General features: G+C 44.3%; 15 protein-coding genes. 10 read left to right on the forward strand and 5 right to left on the reverse strand.

Annotation, left to right across the window (positions count from 1 at the left end):
- Window positions 1-61 precede the first annotated feature (61 nt).
- From rlmD to tnpA, 6 genes are all read left to right on the forward strand, one after another.
- On the forward strand, window positions 62-1381 hold the full coding sequence (gene rlmD, locus P4S58_RS01525) for a 23S rRNA (uracil(1939)-C(5))-methyltransferase RlmD (protein WP_102964599.1): 1320 nt from the start codon (window positions 62-64) through the stop codon (window positions 1379-1381).
- Between the two features lie 117 nt (window positions 1382-1498).
- On the forward strand, window positions 1499-3721 hold the full coding sequence (relA, locus tag P4S58_RS01530) for a GTP diphosphokinase (protein WP_102954070.1): 2223 nt from the start codon (window positions 1499-1501) through the stop codon (window positions 3719-3721).
- A 111-nt stretch (window positions 3722-3832) separates the two neighbouring features.
- Window positions 3833-4636, forward strand: coding sequence for a nucleoside triphosphate pyrophosphohydrolase (gene mazG / locus P4S58_RS01535; RefSeq protein WP_102954071.1), 804 nt, complete (start codon window positions 3833-3835; stop codon window positions 4634-4636).
- Between the two features lie 204 nt (window positions 4637-4840).
- Complete coding sequence (locus tag P4S58_RS01540; protein ID WP_042484602.1) at window positions 4841-6481, forward strand: CTP synthase; 1641 nt, start codon at window positions 4841-4843, stop codon at window positions 6479-6481.
- Between the two features lie 80 nt (window positions 6482-6561).
- Window positions 6562-7863 (forward strand): phosphopyruvate hydratase, encoded by a 1302-nt coding sequence (gene eno / locus P4S58_RS01545; protein WP_042484599.1) that lies wholly within the window; start codon window positions 6562-6564, stop codon window positions 7861-7863.
- A 412-nt stretch (window positions 7864-8275) separates the two neighbouring features.
- The gene (tnpA, locus tag P4S58_RS01550) at window positions 8276-8722 is read left to right on the forward strand and encodes an IS200/IS605 family transposase (RefSeq protein ID WP_102967760.1); all 447 of its coding nucleotides are present in this window, start codon (window positions 8276-8278) and stop codon (window positions 8720-8722) included.
- A gap of 316 nt (window positions 8723-9038) precedes the next feature.
- On the opposite strand, the gene P4S58_RS01555 is transcribed toward tnpA, so the two are convergent.
- Window positions 9039-10265: a multifunctional CCA addition/repair protein gene (locus tag P4S58_RS01555; RefSeq protein ID WP_102963195.1), complete on the reverse strand. Its 1227-nt coding sequence runs from the start codon at window positions 10263-10265 to the stop codon at window positions 9039-9041.
- Between the two features lie 88 nt (window positions 10266-10353).
- Here P4S58_RS01555 and P4S58_RS01560 point away from each other — a divergent pair, with 88 nt between their 5' ends.
- Both P4S58_RS01560 and P4S58_RS01565 read left to right on the forward strand, forming a co-directional pair.
- Window positions 10354-11979 carry an ExeA family protein gene (locus tag P4S58_RS01560; RefSeq protein WP_102963196.1) on the forward strand — a complete coding sequence of 542 codons (1626 nt, stop codon included), beginning with the start codon at window positions 10354-10356 and terminating at the stop codon, window positions 11977-11979.
- Window positions 11979-12764: a general secretion pathway protein GspB gene (locus P4S58_RS01565; protein WP_102963197.1), complete on the forward strand. Its 786-nt coding sequence runs from the start codon at window positions 11979-11981 to the stop codon at window positions 12762-12764. The genes P4S58_RS01560 and P4S58_RS01565 overlap by 1 nt, the downstream gene beginning before the upstream one ends.
- Window positions 12765-12845: 81 nt before the next feature.
- On the opposite strand, the gene P4S58_RS01570 is transcribed toward P4S58_RS01565, so the two are convergent.
- The 3 genes from P4S58_RS01570 to P4S58_RS01580 all read right to left on the reverse strand — a co-directional run bounded on the left by P4S58_RS01570 (window position 12846) and on the right by P4S58_RS01580 (window position 15688).
- On the reverse strand, window positions 12846-13454 hold the full coding sequence (locus P4S58_RS01570; protein ID WP_042484586.1) for a TIGR04211 family SH3 domain-containing protein: 609 nt from the start codon (window positions 13452-13454) through the stop codon (window positions 12846-12848).
- A gap of 156 nt (window positions 13455-13610) precedes the next feature.
- Entirely contained in the window at window positions 13611-14870 is a 1260-nt protein-coding gene (locus tag P4S58_RS01575; protein WP_042484583.1) for an inorganic phosphate transporter, read from the reverse strand.
- 137 nt (window positions 14871-15007) lie between these two features.
- On the reverse strand, window positions 15008-15688 hold the full coding sequence (locus tag P4S58_RS01580; protein ID WP_042484580.1) for a TIGR00153 family protein: 681 nt from the start codon (window positions 15686-15688) through the stop codon (window positions 15008-15010).
- Between the two features lie 205 nt (window positions 15689-15893).
- On the opposite strand from P4S58_RS01580, the gene P4S58_RS01585 reads away from it, so the two are divergent.
- The gene (locus tag P4S58_RS01585; RefSeq protein WP_102963305.1) at window positions 15894-17411 is read left to right on the forward strand and encodes a CYTH and CHAD domain-containing protein; all 1518 of its coding nucleotides are present in this window, start codon (window positions 15894-15896) and stop codon (window positions 17409-17411) included.
- Between the two features lie 54 nt (window positions 17412-17465).
- On the opposite strand, the gene P4S58_RS01590 is transcribed toward P4S58_RS01585, so the two are convergent.
- The gene (locus P4S58_RS01590; RefSeq protein WP_102954077.1) at window positions 17466-18242 is read right to left on the reverse strand and encodes a potassium channel family protein; all 777 of its coding nucleotides are present in this window, start codon (window positions 18240-18242) and stop codon (window positions 17466-17468) included.
- A gap of 98 nt (window positions 18243-18340) precedes the next feature.
- Between P4S58_RS01590 and P4S58_RS01595 the strand changes: the two genes are divergently transcribed.
- Entirely contained in the window at window positions 18341-19597 is a 1257-nt protein-coding gene (locus P4S58_RS01595; protein ID WP_102963198.1) for a methyl-accepting chemotaxis protein, read from the forward strand.
- Window positions 19598-19652 lie beyond the last annotated feature (55 nt).

Below are 19652 nucleotides of genomic sequence, written 5' to 3' on the forward strand. Positions count from 1 at the left end.
ACAATGCTCCCCAAGCAGAATAGTGACGCTGGGGCAAAAACTAATACATTAGGCACAGAACATGGCACGTTTCTTCCAACCGAAAAAGCGCAGCGCTTTAGAGACTAAACATCAAGCAGTGAGCGTTCAGAAACTCGATCATTTAGGCGCAGGTATTGCCTATCTGGATAAGAAACCCGTCTTTATCGATGGCGCATTAGCGGATGAAGAAGTGCTAATTCAGCTGACGGAAAGTAAAAGTAAGTTTGCACGCGCAAAGCTGATTAAAGTGCTTAAGCCAAGCCAGCAGCGCACTGTACCTTTCTGTCCTCATTATGCTCAGTGCGGTGGTTGTGATTTGCAGCATCTGTCGCGTGACGCTCAGATTGAACATAAGCAGCAAACCCTGAGCCAGTTGATGACTAAATTCGCAGGCCAAGAACTTGCGCTTTCCGCTCCGGTTTCTGGTGTCGATAAAGGTTACCGTCGCCGTGCTCGTATCAGCATGATGTGGGATAAGAAAAACCAACAACTGCAGTTCGGTTTTCGCCGTAAGCAGAGTAAAGAAATTGTCACCGTGACGGATTGTGCTGTGTTAGAACCCAGCTTAAATGCGTTGTTACCGGAAATGAAAGCTCTGCTCAGTGGCTTCAAAAAGCCAGAACAGCTTGGTCACGTTGAACTGGTGAAAGGCGACAATACTTCAGTATTGGTACTGCGTCATTTATCGCCTTTAGCGGATAAAGATCTTGCTGCGCTAAAAGAATTCGCGCAGAAGCATCAGTTAACGCTTTATGTTATGCCGAATGCTAATCAACTGGATAAAGTGCTGGGTGAACAGGCTTACTATCAAGAAGTGGGCGTTACTATCCCGTTTCTGCCAAGCAATTTTATTCAGGTAAACCAGCAAGTTAACCAAGAAATGGTTGAACAGGCGCTTGAGTGGTTGGACGTTCAAAAAGACGATCGTGTGTTAGATTTGTTCTGCGGTTTAGGTAACTTCAGCCTGCCGTTAGCAAAGTTAGCCGATAAAGTTGTCGGTATTGAAGGTGTGGATGAAATGGTAGAGATTGCGAAAAGCAATGCTCTGCACAACAAGATTGCGAATGTTGAATTTTATCAGGCAAACCTTGAACAAGAGTTCGCAGGAGAAATCTGGGCACAGCAGCAGTTTAATAAGGTTCTGCTTGATCCGGCACGTGCAGGCGCGGTAGGTATTGTTGACCAACTTGCCAGTTTAGGTGCTGAGCGAGTTGTGTATGTTTCGTGTAATCCTGCTACGCTTGCTCGTGATAGCCAAAGCTTACTTGAGCAGGGATATCAGCTGAAAAAACTCAGTATGTTGGATATGTTCCCACATACCAGCCATTTAGAATCAATGGCTCTATTTGTAAAAATATAGCTATTTGTAAACAGTAAAAAGTAAAAAAGCAAAAGTGTAAAACTTGGTTAGGTAACGGACTTCTGTTGTCTAACCAGAGTAGAATAGCTCGCAAATTATAAGAATTAGGATAAAAAGATGGTCGCGGTACGTAGCGCACACTTAAACCCAGACGAACAGTTTGAGCTAGAAAAGTGGATTTCTAGTTTACGGCAAGACCCCAAAACAGCGGCAAAGCTTACAGAGGTATATCACCAATGTGAGCATTTCTTGGTGGGTAACGCTAAAGGCCCGCTATTGTTATGGCGTGGTCGCGAAATGATCGAAATTTTGATCACTTTATCGATGGATCGTCCAACGCTGGTGGCGGCGTTGCTGTTCCCAATTGCGACCAGTGGCTTAGTGGATCGCGAAGAAGTTGAAGAACATTACGGTAAAGAGATCATTAAATTAATTGCTGGCGTCGAAGAGATGGCAGCGATTGGTCAACTCAATATCACCATGCAAGGCAGTGAAGCGTCAGCACAAGTCGATAACGTACGTCGTATGCTGCTGGCAATGGTGGATGACTTCCGTTGCGTGGTCATCAAGCTTGCAGAGCGAATCTGTAACCTTCGTGAAGTGAAAGATCAACCGGATGAGGTTCGTCGTTCAGCGGCAAAAGAGTGTGCCAACATCTATGCACCACTGGCGAACCGATTAGGTATCGGTCAGCTTAAGTGGGAAATCGAAGACTATGCATTCCGCTACCAACAACCAGATACTTATAAACAGATCGCGAAACAGCTTTCTGAGCGTCGTATCGTTCGCGAACAGTACATCCGTGACTTCGTTGATAACTTGAGCGCGGAAATGAAAGCATCGAACATCAATGCTGAAGTGAGTGGGCGTCCGAAGCACATTTACAGTATCTGGCGCAAAATGCAGAAGAAGAATCTGGCATTTGATGAACTGTTTGATGTGCGCGCCGTGCGTATCATCGCGGATAAGCTGCAAGACTGTTATGCCGCACTTGGTGTGGTTCACACCCAGTTTAAGCATTTACCGAGTGAGTTCGATGATTATGTAGCGAACCCGAAACCCAACGGTTATCAGTCGATTCATACGGTGATTCTTGGTCCTGAAGGCAAAACCATTGAGATTCAGATCCGAACTAAGCAGATGCATGAAGAATCTGAACTTGGGGTGGCTGCGCACTGGAAATATAAAGAAGGTGCTAGCAGTGGTCGCAGTGGTTACGACGAGAAAATTACTTGGCTGCGTAAACTGATTGATTGGCAAGAAGAGATGTCTGACTCCGGCGAGATGTTGGATGAACTTCGCAGCCAAGTATTTGACGACCGAGTTTACGCCTTTACACCGCGTGGTGATGTTGTCGACCTGCCAATGGGAGCAACGCCACTGGATTTCGCATACCACATTCACTCTGAAGTGGGGCATCGCTGTATCGGTGCCAAAGTCGGTGGGCGTATTGTGCCATTCACCCACAAACTTCAAATGGGTGACCAAGTTGAAATTATCACAGCGAAAGAACCTAACCCGTCACGTGACTGGCTAAACCCAGCAACGGGCTTTGTTCATTCTGGCCGAGCTCGTGCGAAGATCAATGCTTGGTTCCGTAAACAGAGCCGTGAGAAAAACCTTGAAGCTGGACGCGAAATTCTAGAAACAGAGTTAGCGAAAATCGGAGCGACGCTGAAAGATGCGGAGCAATATGCTCTGAAACGTTTTAACGTTAACAGTGCTGATGAACTTTATGTCGGTGTTGGCAGTGGCGATTTACGTATTAACCAGATCGTTAATCACATCAATGCACTAGTGAATAAGCCGACTGCGGAAGAAGAAGACAAACTGGTACTTGAGAAGCTCAAGGGAGATGAGTCGAAATCCGCAACTCTTCATCGTCCGCAAAAAGATGCCGTCGTGGTTGAAGGCGTCGATAACCTGATGACTCATCTAGCCCGTTGTTGTCAGCCGATTCCGGGTGATGAAATCAAAGGTTATATCACTCAAGGTCGGGGCATTTCGGTACACAGAAGCGACTGTGAGCAGTTGGAAGAACTGAGTCACCACGCACCAGAACGTATCATTGATACCGTTTGGGGGGCTGGATTTATGGGTTCTTACATCCTGACCTTACGAGTGGAAGCGATGGAGCGCGTGGGCTTGCTAAAAGATATTACTAGTCTGCTGGCGAATGAGAAGGTGAAAGTACTTACCATGAAGAGCCGTAGTGACTACAAACGCCAAATCGTGATCATGGATTTCGAGCTAGAGGTTAACAACATCGAAATTTTGGCTCGTGTGTCTAAGCGACTAGAACAAGTGAAAGACGTTATGCTCGTCAAACGCCTTGGCTAGCTCTAAATAACAGATTGAAATGAAAGGTAAGTGGTTCGCCACTTACCTTTTTCTTTTCTATCTCTAAACCACTGGTTTTTCTGGTGGATATTTATTTATAAGGAAACAGATATGAGTCATCCAATCGAGCAGTTAGTCGACATTATGGCGAAATTGCGTGACCCGGAAACAGGGTGTCCTTGGGATAAGAAGCAGACCTTTGAAAGCGTTGTTCCATATACCATTGAAGAAACCTATGAAGTGGTAGATGCCATTCACAATCAAGACTGGCCCAATTTAAAAGAAGAGCTGGGTGACTTACTGTTTCAGGTGATTTTCTACAGTCAGATGGCTCAGGAACAAGGGTTATTCGATTTTCGCGATGTAGTGGAGACGGTGAATGAAAAGCTGACTCGCCGTCATCCTCATGTTTTTTCAGATGCAAAATTTGCTGATGAAGCAGAACTGAATGCCAATTGGGAAAAGGAAAAATCCCTCGAAAAAGCCCAAGTAGGCAAAAGCGAGCAAAGTATTCTAGACTCTATACCACAATCGCTACCAGCGTTATCGCGAGCGAATAAGATTCAAAAAAAATGCGCAAAATACGGATTCGACTGGGAGACTTTAGGCCCTGTTGTAGAAAAAGTGCATGAAGAAATTGAAGAAGTGGTTGCCGAAGCCATCAATATCGATGTTGATGAGCAAAGAGTCGAAGAGGAGCTGGGGGATTTGCTGTTTGCCACGGTGAATTTAGTCCGTCACCTCAAGAAAGATCCTGAGGTCGCTCTAACTAAGGCGAATCGTAAATTTGTAAAGCGTTTTCAAGGTGTTGAGGCTCAAGTAAGAGAGCAGGATAAAACCTTGACGGACTTTTCATTGCAAGAGTTAGATGGCATGTGGGAGCGAGTAAAAAGACGGGAGAAAGGTCTTGAATGACGTTCTGAATACGGCCTTTTGAGACAAAATTAACCCAATTAAATTACTTTGTTTGCATTCTGCGATAAGGCTATTTGATTTGAAGCAAAAAATTAAAAACTGAGTGTGATAGATTTCACGTTGTGGCGGTAATTGGGTTCTGGTATAGTTTCGTCCCGTCCAGAAGAAATCCATTTCCCTCATTCAACCAATTTCAGGTTAAACATGACGACAAATTATATTTTTGTTACTGGCGGGGTTGTATCCTCACTAGGTAAAGGTATTGCAGCAGCATCGCTTGCGGCTATTTTAGAAGCTCGTGGTCTTAAAGTGACTATGATGAAGCTTGACCCTTACATCAACGTTGATCCAGGCACAATGAGCCCTACTCAACACGGTGAAGTGTTTGTCACGGAAGATGGCGCTGAAACAGACCTTGACCTTGGTCACTACGAACGCTTTATTCGTACTAAGATGACCAAGCGCAATAACTTTACTGCTGGTCGTGTTTATGCTGACGTTTTACGTAAAGAGCGTCGTGGCGATTACCTAGGTGCAACCATTCAGGTTATCCCGCACATCACTAACGCTATCAAAGACCGTGTAATCGCGGGCTCCGAAGGTCACGATGTGGCTATCGTTGAGGTTGGTGGCACAGTTGGTGATATCGAATCTCTACCATTCATGGAAGCGATTCGTCAGTTGGCAATCGAAGTAGGTCGTGAACACGCAATGTTCATGCATTTGACTCTAGTACCTTACCTTGCTGCGGCAGGTGAAGTGAAAACTAAGCCAACTCAACACTCTGTAAAAGAACTGCTATCTATCGGTATTCAGCCAGACATCCTAGTATGTCGTAGCGACCGTATGATCCCAGCAAACGAGCGTAAGAAAATTGCACTTTTCTGTAACGTTTCTGAGAAAGCAGTAATTTCAATGAAGGACGTAGATTCTATCTACAAGATCCCTCAATTGGTTAAATCTCAAGGCTTGGATGATTTAGTTTGTGCTCGTTTCGGTATCAATGCTCCTGAAGCTGATCTGTCAGAATGGGAACAAGTTATTTACGAAGAAGCGAATCCAACGGGTGAAGTCACCATTGGTATGGTTGGTAAGTACATTGAACTACCAGACGCTTACAAATCAGTAAACGAAGCACTGAAACATGCTGGCCTAAAAAATCGTTTGAATGTAACGATTAAATATGTAGATTCTCAAGACGTAGAAACTCGTGGTTTCGAAGTTCTGCACGGTCTTGATGCAATATTGGTTCCGGGTGGCTTTGGTGACCGTGGTATTGAAGGCAAGATTATGGCTGCTCAATATGCACGTGAAAACAAGGTTCCTTACCTAGGTATCTGTCTAGGTATGCAAGTAGCGCTTATTGAGTTCGCTCGTAACGTTGCTGGTATGGAAGGTGCACATTCAACAGAATTTAACAAAAACACTAAGTACCCTGTGGTAGGTTTGATTACTGAATGGGTAGATAGTGAAGGTAACGTTGAAGAGCGTACTGAGACTTCTGATCTTGGCGGCACAATGCGCCTAGGTTCTCAGTTATGCCACCTAGAAAAAGGTACTAAAGCTTACCAACTATATGGTAGCGCGACGATCCATGAACGTCACCGTCACCGTTATGAAGTAAACAACAATCTTCGTCCGCAGATTGAAAAAGCTGGCCTAAAAGTATCAGGCTTATCTGCTGACAAGAAATTGGTTGAAGTGATTGAGAACCCTGCTCACCCATGGTTTGTAGCAGCGCAGTTCCACCCAGAATTCACATCAACCCCTCGTGATGGTCACCCATTATTTGCTGGTTTCGTGAAAGCAGCGGGTGAGTTCCAACGCGGTGAATCTGAGAAGTAACAAGGATACGGACAGTTGCTTTAAGTTGTGCAGCTGTCCTTTATAGTTTTGACATTTAAATTCAACGAGAGGAAACATTAATGTCTAAGATCGTTAAAGTTCTAGGTCGTGAAATCATCGACTCACGTGGTAACCCAACTGTAGAAGCTGAAGTACACCTAGAAGGCGGTTTCGTTGGTATGGCGGCAGCTCCATCTGGCGCATCTACTGGTTCTCGTGAAGCTCTTGAGCTACGCGATGGCGACAAATCACGTTTCCTAGGTAAAGGTGTTCTTAAAGCAATCGCTGCTGTAAATGGTCCTATCGCTGACGCTCTAGTTGGTAAAGATGCTAAAGACCAAGCTGCTATTGACCAAATCATGATCGACCTAGATGGTACTGAAAACAAATCTAACTTCGGTGCTAACGCAATCCTAGCTGTATCTCTAGCAAACGCTAAAGCAGCAGCAGCAGCTAAAGGCATGCCTCTATACGAGCACATCGCTGAGCTAAACGGCACTGCAGGTCAATTCTCTATGCCTCTACCAATGATGAACATCATCAACGGTGGTGAGCACGCAGATAACAACGTTGATATCCAAGAATTCATGATTCAACCAGTTGGTGCTGCAACTCTTAAAGAAGCTGTACGTATGGGTGCGGAAGTATTCCACAACCTAGCTAAAGTTCTTAAGTCTAAAGGTTACAACACTGCAGTTGGTGACGAAGGTGGTTTCGCTCCTAACCTAAAATCTAACGCTGAAGCGCTAGAAGTTATCGCAGAAGCAGTTGCTGCTGCTGGTTACGTTCTAGGTAAAGACATCACTCTAGCTATGGACTGTGCAGCATCTGAGTTCTACGACAAAGACGCTGGCATCTACAACATGAAAGGCGAAGGTAAAACTTTCTCTTCTGAAGAGTTCAACCACTACCTAGCTGGTCTAGTTGAGAAATTCCCTATCGTTTCTATCGAAGATGGTCTAGACGAGTCTGATTGGGATGGTTTCGCACACCAAACTCAACTTCTAGGCGACAAGATCCAACTTGTTGGTGACGATCTATTCGTAACTAACACTAAGATTCTTGCTCAAGGTATCGAGAAAGGCATTGCTAACTCTATCCTTATCAAGTTCAACCAAATCGGTTCTCTAACTGAGACTCTAGCTGCAATCAAGATGGCTAAAGATGCAGGTTACACTGCAGTAATCTCTCACCGTTCTGGCGAAACTGAAGATGCAACTATCGCTGACCTAGCGGTAGGTACAGCTGCAGGTCAAATCAAAACTGGTTCTATGAGCCGTTCTGACCGTGTTGCTAAGTACAACCAACTTATCCGTATCGAAGAAGCACTAGCTGGTCGTGCTCCTTTCAACGGTCTTAAAGAAGTTAAAGGCCAAGCTTAATTCTTAGTTGAGTTAATATTGGTTATATAAACTTTGAAACCCTCGCTTCGGCGGGGGTTTTTGTTTTAATACGGGTGATTAAGAGCGATGAGCCGTTCTGACCGTGTTGCTGCTATACCTAAAAGAAAGCAACCAACTTATCCGTATCGAAGAAGCGCTAGCTGGTCGTGCTCCCCTTTCTTGTTACAAGAAGCGGTCTTAAAGAAGTTAAAGGCCAAGCTTAATTCTTAATTGAGTAAAGTTTAGCTTTAAAGCTTTTAGAAACGCTCCACTTCGGTGGGGCGTTTTTTTGTTTTCTAACCCTAAACCACCTTCTATGAAGGTGGTGATCGTTCCTTTGGGCTATGCCCGAAGAACGCTCATGTTCAATATATCCAGTGTTTGTAACCAGCAAATCAAGGAGATAAAGAACATGAGCAGATATGATTCAAGCTCACACGTTTACTATAGATGTCAGTATCACATAGTTTGGACGCCCAAATACAGGCTGAAAATCCTTAATGGCAACATAGGCAAAGAGTTATACAAAAGTATCTATGTATACAGCAATATGAAAAATTGTAGGGTGGTCGAATTGAATGTGCAGGTAGATCATGTGCATCTAGTCGTAAGGCTCCCTCCAAGCTTAAGTATTTCAAGTTACATGGGGTTTGTGAAAGGACGTACAGCGATACGCTTATTTAATAAATTTCCGTATTTGAGAAAGAAAAAGCTTTGGGGAAATCATTTCTGGCAGCGAGGTTACTTTGTTGATTCGGTAGGAATGAACGAGGAAATTATTCGAAGATATGTCAGGCACCAAGATCGTGTGGGAAAGGAAGAAGAAGCGCGCCAAATGCTTTTAGGGTTAGAGAACTAACAGTGAGCCCCCTTATAGGGGGCTATTCAAAGCCACCTGCTATGCAGGTGGATTTTTACTTGGGGCTCGGGTGATAAGGTAAGTAAGTATCGAACACAAACACGCATTAATTCATCCATGAAGCTCCAATTTGCCATCCATGGCAAATAAGGTTTGTTTATCGATACTTACTGACCTTCCTTATACATTTTCAGAAACTACCTGTTCTGAATTATTTTGCTGAAGGGGGAATAGGTATGCTGGAGCAAACATACAAGGGCATGGATGCCCTTGTTTAAGTGCACATGGATGTCTTGAACGGTTTGCGGAAGTATTCCTATTCCTTCCCGCTAATCAAAGACGAAATCGCCTCAATCCGTCTTTTCTCTAATTCATCACGAATCGCTTTGCCCTGAAAGCCATCGGCAATAATATCCTTCACATCGATACTGAGTGCGGCTTGATACGCAGCTTCAAATATTGCTTTTTGAGGGTAAGGATTCTCTTCACAACCTAAACGACCTGAATGGTCTGCCTGACAACAAAGTAACACTTCTTCTAAACGCTCTGGCTTTCGCCATACGTCGAGTTTATTGAGAATTTTGAGTTTGGTACTGGCTTTCAGCTCTGCCGCTCTGTGGACGTTTGAGTGCTGCTCACAAACCAATAGCGCCAGTTCTTTAAATTCATTCGGCACGCGTACTCGTTCGCACAGTTTCTTGATGATTTTAATGCCTGTATGGCAATGCATTTTATGGCTTGGCCATTCAGACTCTGGTGTGACGCCTTTACCTAAATCATGCACTTGCGCGGCAAATCGCACTGTCAGAGACGAAGAGATCTGAGCAGCTTGCTTCGCTACCATAAGTGTATGAATACCTGTATCAATTTCTGGATGCCACTTTTCCGGTTGAGGAACACCAAACAGACGATCGAGTTCAGGAAGTACTACCTTTAACGCGCCACAATCTCTCAGTACAGAAAGAAATACTTCAGGATTCTGAGTTGAGAGGGATTTATGCCACTCCTGCCATACACGTTCTGCGGTTAAATGCTCAAGCTCGCCACTACTCGTGATTTGAGCCATAAGAGTCATGGTTTCTTCTGCAACCGTAAAGCCAAGATGAGAAAGTTTTGCTGCGAATCGGGCTAAGCGTAGAACACGAAGAGGATCTTCAATAAAGGCGTCGGATACATGACGTAGAATGCGATCATTAAGATCACGCTGTCCGCCATAAGGATCGATAAGTGTGCCATCTTCAGCTTGTGCCATCGCATTAATCGTGAGATCGCGTCTGATCAGATCTTCTTCCAACGTAACATCTGGTGCAAAGTGACATTCGAAGCCTGTGTAGCCGGCACCTGATTTTCGCTCGGTACGGGCAAGCGCATATTCTTGCTTGGTTTTAGGGTGCAAGAAGACAGGAAATTCTTTGCCAACGGCGGTAAAGCCTTGGCTTAACATTTCATCAGGACTACTTCCCACCACAACCCAGTCCTTATCGTAAACCGGAATGTCGAGTAGTTTGTCGCGAACGGCGCCGCCAACTAGGTAAACTTGCACTAAACCGCCTCAAAAATCATTAATGTCATTGGATAATCATCAGTGGCAATGATACTTTGCGCTTAATCACTTTGATAGAGGCAGGGGTATGTATCAACAATTTTTCGGTTTAGCTGAGTTACCTTTCTCAATTGTGCCGAATTCTCGCTATTTGTATTTAAGTCAACGTCACCAAGAGGCTATTTCCCATCTGCAAGAAGGATTGGGTGACGGTGGTGGTTTTGCCATGTTGACTGGCGAGGTTGGTACGGGGAAAACGACCGTAGCGAAAGCGATTCTGGATAATTTGCCTGCCAATACTCAAGCTGGATTTATTCTTAATCCAACCTTTTTAGAGCAAGAGCTACTGGAAGCCATTTGTGATGAATTTTCCGTTAGTTACGGGAAAAAAACGACGCTCAAAAAACTCAGTCAGGCTCTTAACCAATTTCTTTTGGAAAAGCACGCCGACGGTATTCAGGTCCTGCTGATTATCGATGAAGCACAGCACCTTGCACCTGATGTGTTAGAACAACTAAGACTGCTGACCAATCTAGAAACGGACAGCCGAAAGCTGTTGAAGGTGTTACTCATAGGTCAGCCTGAACTGCAACAGAAACTTCAATTGCCTCAGCTTCGCCAGCTAGCACAGCGAATTACTGGTCGATATCATCTGCTACCTCTCGATGAAGTCGAAACGGCTCATTACATACGTTTTCGCCTGCAGCAAGCGGGTGGCGATGGGAATTTGTTCTCTAACAAATGCGCCAAGTGGATTGCTCGTGAAACCCACGGAATTCCGCGGCTTATTAATTTAGTCTGTGACAACAGCTTGAAAGGTGCATTTAAAGCTGGTGAAAAAGAACTCGGTTTAGAGCGAGTAAAATGGGCTTGCCAGCAAGTGATGAGCTTTCAATCAACGGTCTACCAGCGCTCGGATGCAAAACCTTCTTCTCCGCGTTTCCCTTTCGTTGCTGTGACGTGCAGTTTAATCGGCCTTTCTTTAGCTGCCGCAAGTGCGTATTGGTTTTCACCTATCATCAATGAGCAGGTGGCTCATCATTGGCCTCTGCCAGAAGCAAAACCAGCGCTGCAAGAAACGGTATTCCCAAAACAAGTAGAAGAGGTTCTCATTCAATCTGAGGACCTAAGCAGTGCTCTGCGTGCTCTTTATGCGGTATGGGGATATAAGGCATCAGTAACAGATACCTTTTGTCAGTCGGATAGCTCATCGCTTTTGCAATGCATGCCAAGTCAAGGTGACTGGCAGACTCTCTCTCAGCTCAATATGCCGGTGGTGTTAACGCTTGAGGTTGATAACAAGCCGAGTTACGCAGTGTTGTATCGCTTAAATGGAGATGAGCTGGAGCTTCTGGTGAATGGTGAACATATACGTATTGATAAACAGTGGATATCTCCGTTGTGGAATGGTGAGTTTCATCTAACTTGGCAAGCCAGTTTTAAACAAACCTTAAAGAGCGGAATGAAAGGGCAGGAAATAGCTCTTCTTGACCGCAAGTTATCGCAAATTCTGGGCGAGCCTGAACGGGAAACACAAGTGTTTGATGACGAAGTAAAGCGTAAGGTTTCCTTATTCCAGCGTTGGCAGAATATGTATGTGGATGGCATCGCGGGGGAGCAAACTCTGCGTCGTCTAGAACTGCTTACTCAGCAAGATGCACCTAAACTGGACGCTCCTAAACTCGGTTCGTTACACTTGGTAGGAGGTGCATAATGTCGCAAGTAATGAATGCGTTGAAATCGTCACACCAAGGTTACCAGTCTAATAGTATGACTCATGGGTATAGCTCTGCGACTATCTCAGCCGAGAAGCCCCAGCTTTTCCGTTGGTATCACAGCTTATTGCTGATTGTGCCGAGTGCAGTAACTGTATCGCTGCTGAGCTATCAAAGTTATCAACTTCAGCAACAGAATATCAGGCAAGTAATGAACCAGCCTGCGCTAGTGGAACAAATTCCAGCACCTGCTGAGTTTCTGCCTTACCCTGAGTTTACAGAGTTAAAAAGTACCTATCTCATTCCTGCTCAAACTGAACAGGTTTTAGCTGAAACGGAAGACGCTCCATCATTCGATATTAAGCAAACCAATGAAACGACAGCCGATCAAACATCAGCGTCCTCAACTTCAGTGCAGAAAGAGAATGCCCCGTTAAATCTCGAACAACTGGATCTGAGTGGTTTATCTCCTGCGCTTGCGATGAGGGTAGAGTCTGCAATAAAAAGCAGTGGCACAGCTTCGAAAAGCAGTCACTCAAGAGCGATATCCTTGGTGCAAAATGCTGATAAGTACTCAGGTCAATTACCCGCGATGGATTTTCAGACCCACGTTTATGCTAGCTCTGAAAGTAAACGCTGGATAAAAATGAATGGTGTGGAATATCACGAAGGGGATATGTTGTCAGATGGTGTGATGTTGGTAGAAATTAACCCTCAAACAACACTGGTGCAGTTCGAGCAACAGTTGATAGAAATTCCTGCGCTCTACCACTGGCAAGGATAGGTTTTACTGCCTCTCAGTCAGCACTGGTCAGCGTAAACAAAAAAGGTCACTAGCGAGTGACCTTTTTCAATTTGAGAGCGTTTACGCCCAACCTGCAGGGTTGCGCTTACGTCGTGGAATAATGTGCGGAAGAATGAGACCCAGCAGTAAACCGATACCTGCAACACCACCACCATAAGTGAAGTATTTCAGTAGTAAGTCTTCTTTCTGTGTATCCAGTTTTGCACGTAATTCACGAATCTCAGTTTGAGACGCTGTTAGCTGCTTGCTGATTTCACCGTAGTTTTGTTCCAATTGTGCAATTTGTTGGTTGCGAACATCCAAAGATTCAACCAAACCAGCTTTTTCAGAATCTGCACTTTGGCGTGCATTCGCTAGTTGTGATTTTACCTGAGCCAACTCTTTTTCAAGTTGTGGTAAACGCACTGCCATACTGATATCGCGAGTCACAAAACGGCTCTCCACCCAACCCCTTCTACCGCGAGAGTCTACAACTTCGCTATAGTCGGATTCTTTATTGGTTGAAACTAGCTGAACTTTCTCACCTGCGTCAATGCTGCCGATAATACGATATTGGTTGCTTGGACCAGAATGCATATAAGTAAACAGCTTATCGGCGATGTAACGGTCTTGTGCAAACGCTGGGCTTGCTAACATGGAAAATAACACCATGCAGATAAGTTTTTTCACGGTAAATCCCTTAGTTATAAAATGTAGCTTTACACTCATGTGGCAAATAGTAAAAAGTTTCTTATTCGCGTGCAACAAAGAAGGGAGGCAAAGCCTCCCTTTATGTGCGTTTGAGTCAATAATGACATCACCTTAACAAAGCGCTGACTTAATAAATTAAGCGAAAACGCCTTGAATAGCGTAGAAGAACACAACAGCCAATAAAGCACCAGCTGGCAGCGTTACAATCCAAGAAGCTACGATGTTACGTACAACACCTAGGTTAAGTGCTGCGATACCGCGCGCAAAACCTACACCCAGAACCGCACCAACAAGTGTCTGAGTCGTTGAAATCGGCAGACCAGTACCAGACGCTAATACTACTGTAGACGCTGTTGCAAGCTGAGCTGCGAAACCACGGCTAGGTGTTAGTTCTGTAATACCTGTACCAACGGTTGCCATTACTTTGTGACCCATAGTAGCAAGGCCAACAACAATACCGAAACCACCTAGAGGCAGAATCCACCAAGCGATAGTGCTTTTCGCTGCAACTTCACCCATGTGCTCAATAGTAGAAACAACCGCAGACAGTGGGCCGATCGCGTTAGCAACGTCGTTTGAACCGTGAGCAAATGCCATTGCACAAGCTGTGATTACCATCAAGACGCTGAAGATACTCTCTACGCCAGAAAAACTGTGGTCGTCTTCGCGGTTTGCAAATTTCTTCTGAATGTACAGGTAGCCACCAACCATCACTACCGCTGATACGCCAGCAGACCATAGCCAAGCTTCTGTGCTTGAAAGGTGTAAACCAACGTGTTTAAGACCTTTTTTGATCGTTACAAGTGCAATTACCATCGTTGTGATGAACATGTACACAGGAACAAAGCGCTTAGCATTGAGAAGCGGCTTTTCTGTATCGAAAATCAGTCGTTGTGCACTGATGAATATGAAATATGCAAAGATACCGGAAATTAGAGGGGTAACAATCCAGCTACCAACAATACCTTTCACTGATCCCCAATCCACCGCTTCTGTACCGAAAGATACACACGCGAAACCGATGATTGCACCGATGATTGAGTGAGTGGTTGATACTGGCCAGCCCATATAAGAAGCAAGCAGCAACCAAGTGCCCGCAGCTAACAGAGCTGACATCATGCCGTAAATAAGAACGTCAGGATGACTAGCAAATAGCGATGTATCAATCACGCCTTTGCGGATTGTGTCAGTTACTTCACCACCGGCTAAGTAAGCACCTGCAAATTCGAACACCATCGCGATAAGAATCGCTTGTTTAACGGTTAGAGCTTTAGAACCAACTGATGTTCCCATTGCGTTCGCAACGTCGTTTGCACCAATACCGATAGCCATTAAGAAACCAAAAATGGCAGCAACAATAATCAGGACAGTGCCGTAGTTAGCAATGATATCCATCTTTATACCTAGTTGTTTATAACAAGCGGAACTATTTTTTCGTGTTTTTAGGCACGAATTTACACCGTTGGCGATAAAAACTTAACGCTTACTTCAGTTGTATAAAATAGCTCTTAGTTATTTGGTTAACTTTAAATTTATGAGCGAGAAAGCATCACTTCTAGACGTGCACCAACGCGCTGCGCCTGATCAGCGATACCGCCAACCCATTCAAAAATCTTGTATAAGAACATTACGTCAATCGGATTAAGCGAAGATTCTAGGGTTCTCAGCTTTTGACGTAGACGTATCTGAATGGTGTCAGTATCGTCTTCGATTTCATCCAATTGATTAATCATTTCAGCAACGAGTGTTACTTCACGGCCTTTGAAACCAGTCTCTAACAATTCGTCTAGCTCGTTGATAACTTTCTGTGCTTGATCCGCTGCATCTAAGCAACGTTTCACATAGATAATAAAGTCAGCTTGAAGAGGTTCAGGAATAATAAGCTCACGACCAACAACACGACCAGAAATGTCTTTTGCTAGGTTCGCAAGTTTATCTTGCTGAGTAAGAAGTTCGAGCATGTCTGTACGGTCTACAGGCATAAACAAACCACGAGGAAGTTTAAGGCGAATTTCGCGCTTTAACACGTCAGCTTCTTTCTCTAAATGAGAAATCTGTGCGCGGATCTCAGATGCTTTTTCCCAGTCTCCAGTCGCACAAACTTCAAAGAAAGGCACTAGATAAGAACAGCATTCATTCACACACACTACGTGTCGTTGCAAAGGCTTTATAGGGGACTTTGCAAATAACCCCATAATTGTATTTACTGGCATGGTCATTCAACCTAATAACTATAACCTTAAAAAAACATACACCATTGTATGGCTAAATGTTGAGCGATGGCTATAAAGGCGCGCATGTTAACCCATTAACAGTGTCATGAAAACTGTTTTAGATCATCAAACGCTCTATATTTCACTCTTGCTCAGCCGCGTTTTAGGCAATATCCTTTCGGTATCTGCTTTGAAAGGGTTAAATATGGAAACCGAGATAGAACTGAAGTTTTTTGTGTCACCAGAGTTTTCAGAGATTTTACGTCAAAAGATTTCTGATACAAAAGTACTTCAGCACAGTTGTCGAGAGTTAGGTAATACGTATTTTGATACTCCTGATAACTGGTTACGTCAACACGATATTGGGTTAAGAATCCGACGTTTCGATGATGTGTATGTCCAAACAGTCAAGACCGCAGGACGCGTCGTTGCTGGCTTACATCAAAGACCGGAATTCAATGCTGAACATCAGAGCAACGAACCTGAACTATCGCTTCACCCTGCTGATATTTGGCCTCAAGGTAAAGAGGTTGACGTTCTGCAATCTGAGCTTAGCGCGCTCTTCTCTACTAATTTTACTCGTGAACAATGGTTAATCGGCATGCAGGACGGTAGTCAGGTTGAAGTCGCTTTTGACCAAGGTTTAGTGGTCGCGGGTGACAAAGAGTATCCAATTTGCGAAGTGGAGTTAGAACTCAAGTCTGGGCAAACCGATGCGTTGTTTACCTTGGCTCGCCAGTTCTGCGATAACGGTGGTATGCGTCTAGGTAACTTGAGTAAAGCCGCAAGAGGTTATCGTCTGGCCGCCGATTATCAAGGCGATGAAGTTAAACCACTAAGTTTAGTGAATACCAGTAATCAAGACACGGTTGAGTATTGTTTGATTAACTCACTGGAACATGCGCTTTCTCATTGGCACTACCATGAGCAAATCTATACAGAGCGTGATTCCATCCCTGCATTGCATGAAATTAGTAACAGTATTCGTTTTATTCGCCAGATTCTAAGCATCTACGGTGGCGTTGTTCCTCGTCGAGCAAGTGCGATTTTGCGCCAGGAACTGAAGTGGTTGGAAGAAGAGCTGAGCTGGTTGAAGTCTTACGACTATCTTGATGATCTTCTTGAAGACAAAGGTTATGCGCTGCGCAAACTGGATGCCCGTAAGTTTTTAATTGCTGAACTGAAAGAGCAGCAAGATAACTTGCCTCAACGGGAAGAAAACCTACGTTTGCTCAACTCTGCTCGTTATACCGGTTTGTTGCTTGATTTGAGCCGTTGGATCCTGACTCGCGGATGGCAGCCGTTTCTCGATGAAAAAGCGCGTGAAAAAATGGCGACCAACATCCTTCGATTCTCTGCCAAGCAGTTGGATCGAACTTGGGCTGAACTGATCGAGTCGTTCCCGCCAGAGCATCATTTGAGTAGCCAAGAGTATATTGATCAGCAGTATCGTTTGATGAGAAATCTTTATACCGGAATTGGTTTCGCAAGTTTGTACGATGCTGAAGAACGTAATTCTTTCCGCATGCCTTGGGCGGATTTGCTACACGGTATCGACGATTTGTTAACCTTAAGAACGTTAGAACCGTTTGTTGAGAAGCTCGAAGGTGAGGAAAAAGAGCAGCTACAACGTTGGTTGATTCGCCAAGAGAATTCGATTTTACATGCCATGGAGCAGACTCGAATTATAGGCGTAGAAGCTCATCCTTACTGGCGTGACTAGCTAAGACACTGAGTTTTGAAATCAGGGATACTTGTGAGTATCCCTTTTTGTTTTCTATTTCGTTGGTTTACTTTGTGGCGGATTATCTGGTTTGTTTTCCAGCTCTCCAATCCGGCGCAAAATTTCATTTTGCTGAACAACTATCTGATGCAGCATCTGCTGTTCTCTCTGCGCATTTAAGAGCTGCTTTTTATCAGGAGAGGTAAGCAGTGACGTGATCAAACCTGAAATCATACCGAAGATCCCCACGCCGCACAGAATCATTGCTGTCGCGATCAAACGTCCTGCCGTAGTGACTGGATAATGGTCACCATAACCTACGGTTGAAATGGTCACTAATGCCCACCACAAAGCATCACCACCGGATTGAATATTTGCATGCGGATCTTTGGTTTCGAAAAAGAGCATAAAGCTTGAACCCAGCGTTATCATCAAAACTAACAGCAATAATATGGACGCTATAGTGGTTTCTCTTCGATTCGAAAGTAGCTGTTTGGCGATCGCTCTTCCTGAACGAACAACTAAAATAATTCTTAGAATGTGAAAGATGCGCGCGTAACGCAGAGGCTCGATCATAGGAATACTGGCAAGAAAATCGATCCAGTGTCGTTTCATAAATTGCACCCGATCTGTCGAGCGGATCAAATCTACGCTAAGTTGTAGGATGAAAATACTACATATAAGAAAGTCTAGGCCGATAAACAAATGGCGCATTTCTGGCTCTATTGGAAAAAATAGTAAGCCTGAGATCACAAATAGAGCTAAGAAAGACAAAATGAGTGATAACAATCCCATAGGTTTCGTTTCATCTTTGATACTATCTTTTTTCATACGAGGCTCGAAATAATTCAAAGTGCGTGAAGATTTTTTCACTGTATTAGTGATTAATAAGTGATTTTCAATATATAAGACATTGTGGAGGCATGACAATGACAACAATGGCATTTAAGCCATGGGAACGAGTAATAACGAATGTTCGCCTTGTTCCTAAGATGGTAATGCTGATGGTGTTCAGTACTTTTCTGATCATCGGTAAGCAGCTTTGGGATGCTCACACCTTTTATAATGCTCTTTTGGCGGCAACTCAAAATGTAGAAGTCGCACAGAAACATTATGACGACTACATTGTGCAAGTGGTTTGGCAAACCGGTTTGATGATAGCTGTATTTGTCGTATTGCTTCTTTTTGCAGCACGTATCATGCTGCGTCAAACACATTATCTTAGTGACTCGATCAAACAGATGGCACGTCGTGACTTATCTGAAGTTATCGAAATGGACTGTAAAGATGAGTACGGCGAACTAGCGAAAGAGCTGGAAAAAACACGTCTTCAACTGAAAGAATTGATTCTTGCTCAGGTCGATGCTTCACAAGAACTTACGGCTATGACGGAAATCATGACATTGAGCATGTCTGAAACCAAAGAGTCAGCCCAAGAAGAGTTCAATGAAATCGACCAGCTAGCGACAGCTATGAGTGAAATGTCTTCAACGGTGCAAACCGTGGCAGGACATGCGCAAAGTGCTTCTTCGTTAACTGAAGACGCCTCTAAACAAGCTCAGACTGGCCAACGATTTGTAAAAAGCACCGTAGGTAAAATGAGTGAGCTATCTAAAGATATCTCTAAATCTGCTCAGGCTGTAAATCAAGTTGAAGAGCGTGTTGAGTCAATCAGCAGTGTTGTTGGTACTATCCAAAGCATCTCTGAACAAACAAACCTATTGGCACTTAACGCGGCGATTGAAGCGGCTCGTGCTGGTGAAGCTGGACGTGGTTTCGCTGTCGTTGCTGATGAAGTTCGCAATCTAGCCCAGCGTACTCAAACGGCAACGGTAGAAATTCAAGACATGATTTCACAACTGCAAAGCAGTGCGAATTCAGCGGTAGAGTTGATGGAAAAGAGTGTTGTTGAGGTTGCTGAAGGCGTTGAGCTGGTGACTAATGCGGGAACCGAGCTTGACGGTATCGTGGCTCAAGTTCAGCAAATTAACGATATGAACTTCCAAATTGCTACAGCAGCGGGCCAACAAAGCAGTGTTGCAGAAGAGATGGACCAGAACTTAACTAACGTGAGAGAGCTGGTTGAAGCATCGGTTACCGTTGTTACTGAGCTGCTTGAAACCTCGGAAGTGATGCAGGCAAATGCACAAGTATTAGACAGCAAAATCACTGAATTTAAAGTTTAATTCTTTCTGGCATCAAGAAGTCATGCATAAACGCCCACAATTCGATTGTGGGCGT

The sequence above is a fragment of the Vibrio sp. Hal054 genome, from assembly GCF_037162405.1.
GTDB classification, from domain to species: Bacteria; Pseudomonadota; Gammaproteobacteria; order Enterobacterales; family Vibrionaceae; genus Vibrio; species Vibrio diazotrophicus.

Excerpts from the sequence above, each read along its gene's own strand:
- P4S58_RS01540 (WP_042484602.1), top strand. The coding sequence starts at position 4,841 with ATGACGACAAATTATATTTTTGTTACTGGCGGGGTTGTATCCTCACTA.
- relA (WP_102954070.1), top strand. The coding sequence starts at position 1,499 with ATGGTCGCGGTACGTAGCGCACACTTAAACCCAGACGAACAGTTTGAG.
- rlmD (WP_102964599.1), top strand. The coding sequence starts at position 62 with ATGGCACGTTTCTTCCAACCGAAAAAGCGCAGCGCTTTAGAGACTAAA.
- P4S58_RS01585 (WP_102963305.1), top strand. The coding sequence starts at position 15,894 with ATGGAAACCGAGATAGAACTGAAGTTTTTTGTGTCACCAGAGTTTTCA.
- tnpA (WP_102967760.1), top strand. The coding sequence starts at position 8,276 with ATGAGCAGATATGATTCAAGCTCACACGTTTACTATAGATGTCAGTAT.
- P4S58_RS01595 (WP_102963198.1), top strand. The coding sequence starts at position 18,341 with ATGACAACAATGGCATTTAAGCCATGGGAACGAGTAATAACGAATGTT.
- mazG (WP_102954071.1), top strand. The coding sequence starts at position 3,833 with ATGAGTCATCCAATCGAGCAGTTAGTCGACATTATGGCGAAATTGCGT.
- P4S58_RS01580 (WP_042484580.1), bottom strand. The coding sequence starts at position 15,688 with ATGCCAGTAAATACAATTATGGGGTTATTTGCAAAGTCCCCTATAAAG.
- P4S58_RS01565 (WP_102963197.1), top strand. The coding sequence starts at position 11,979 with ATGTCGCAAGTAATGAATGCGTTGAAATCGTCACACCAAGGTTACCAG.
- eno (WP_042484599.1), top strand. The coding sequence starts at position 6,562 with ATGTCTAAGATCGTTAAAGTTCTAGGTCGTGAAATCATCGACTCACGT.
- P4S58_RS01590 (WP_102954077.1), bottom strand. The coding sequence starts at position 18,242 with ATGAAAAAAGATAGTATCAAAGATGAAACGAAACCTATGGGATTGTTA.
- P4S58_RS01575 (WP_042484583.1), bottom strand. The coding sequence starts at position 14,870 with ATGGATATCATTGCTAACTACGGCACTGTCCTGATTATTGTTGCTGCC.
- P4S58_RS01560 (WP_102963196.1), top strand. The coding sequence starts at position 10,354 with ATGTATCAACAATTTTTCGGTTTAGCTGAGTTACCTTTCTCAATTGTG.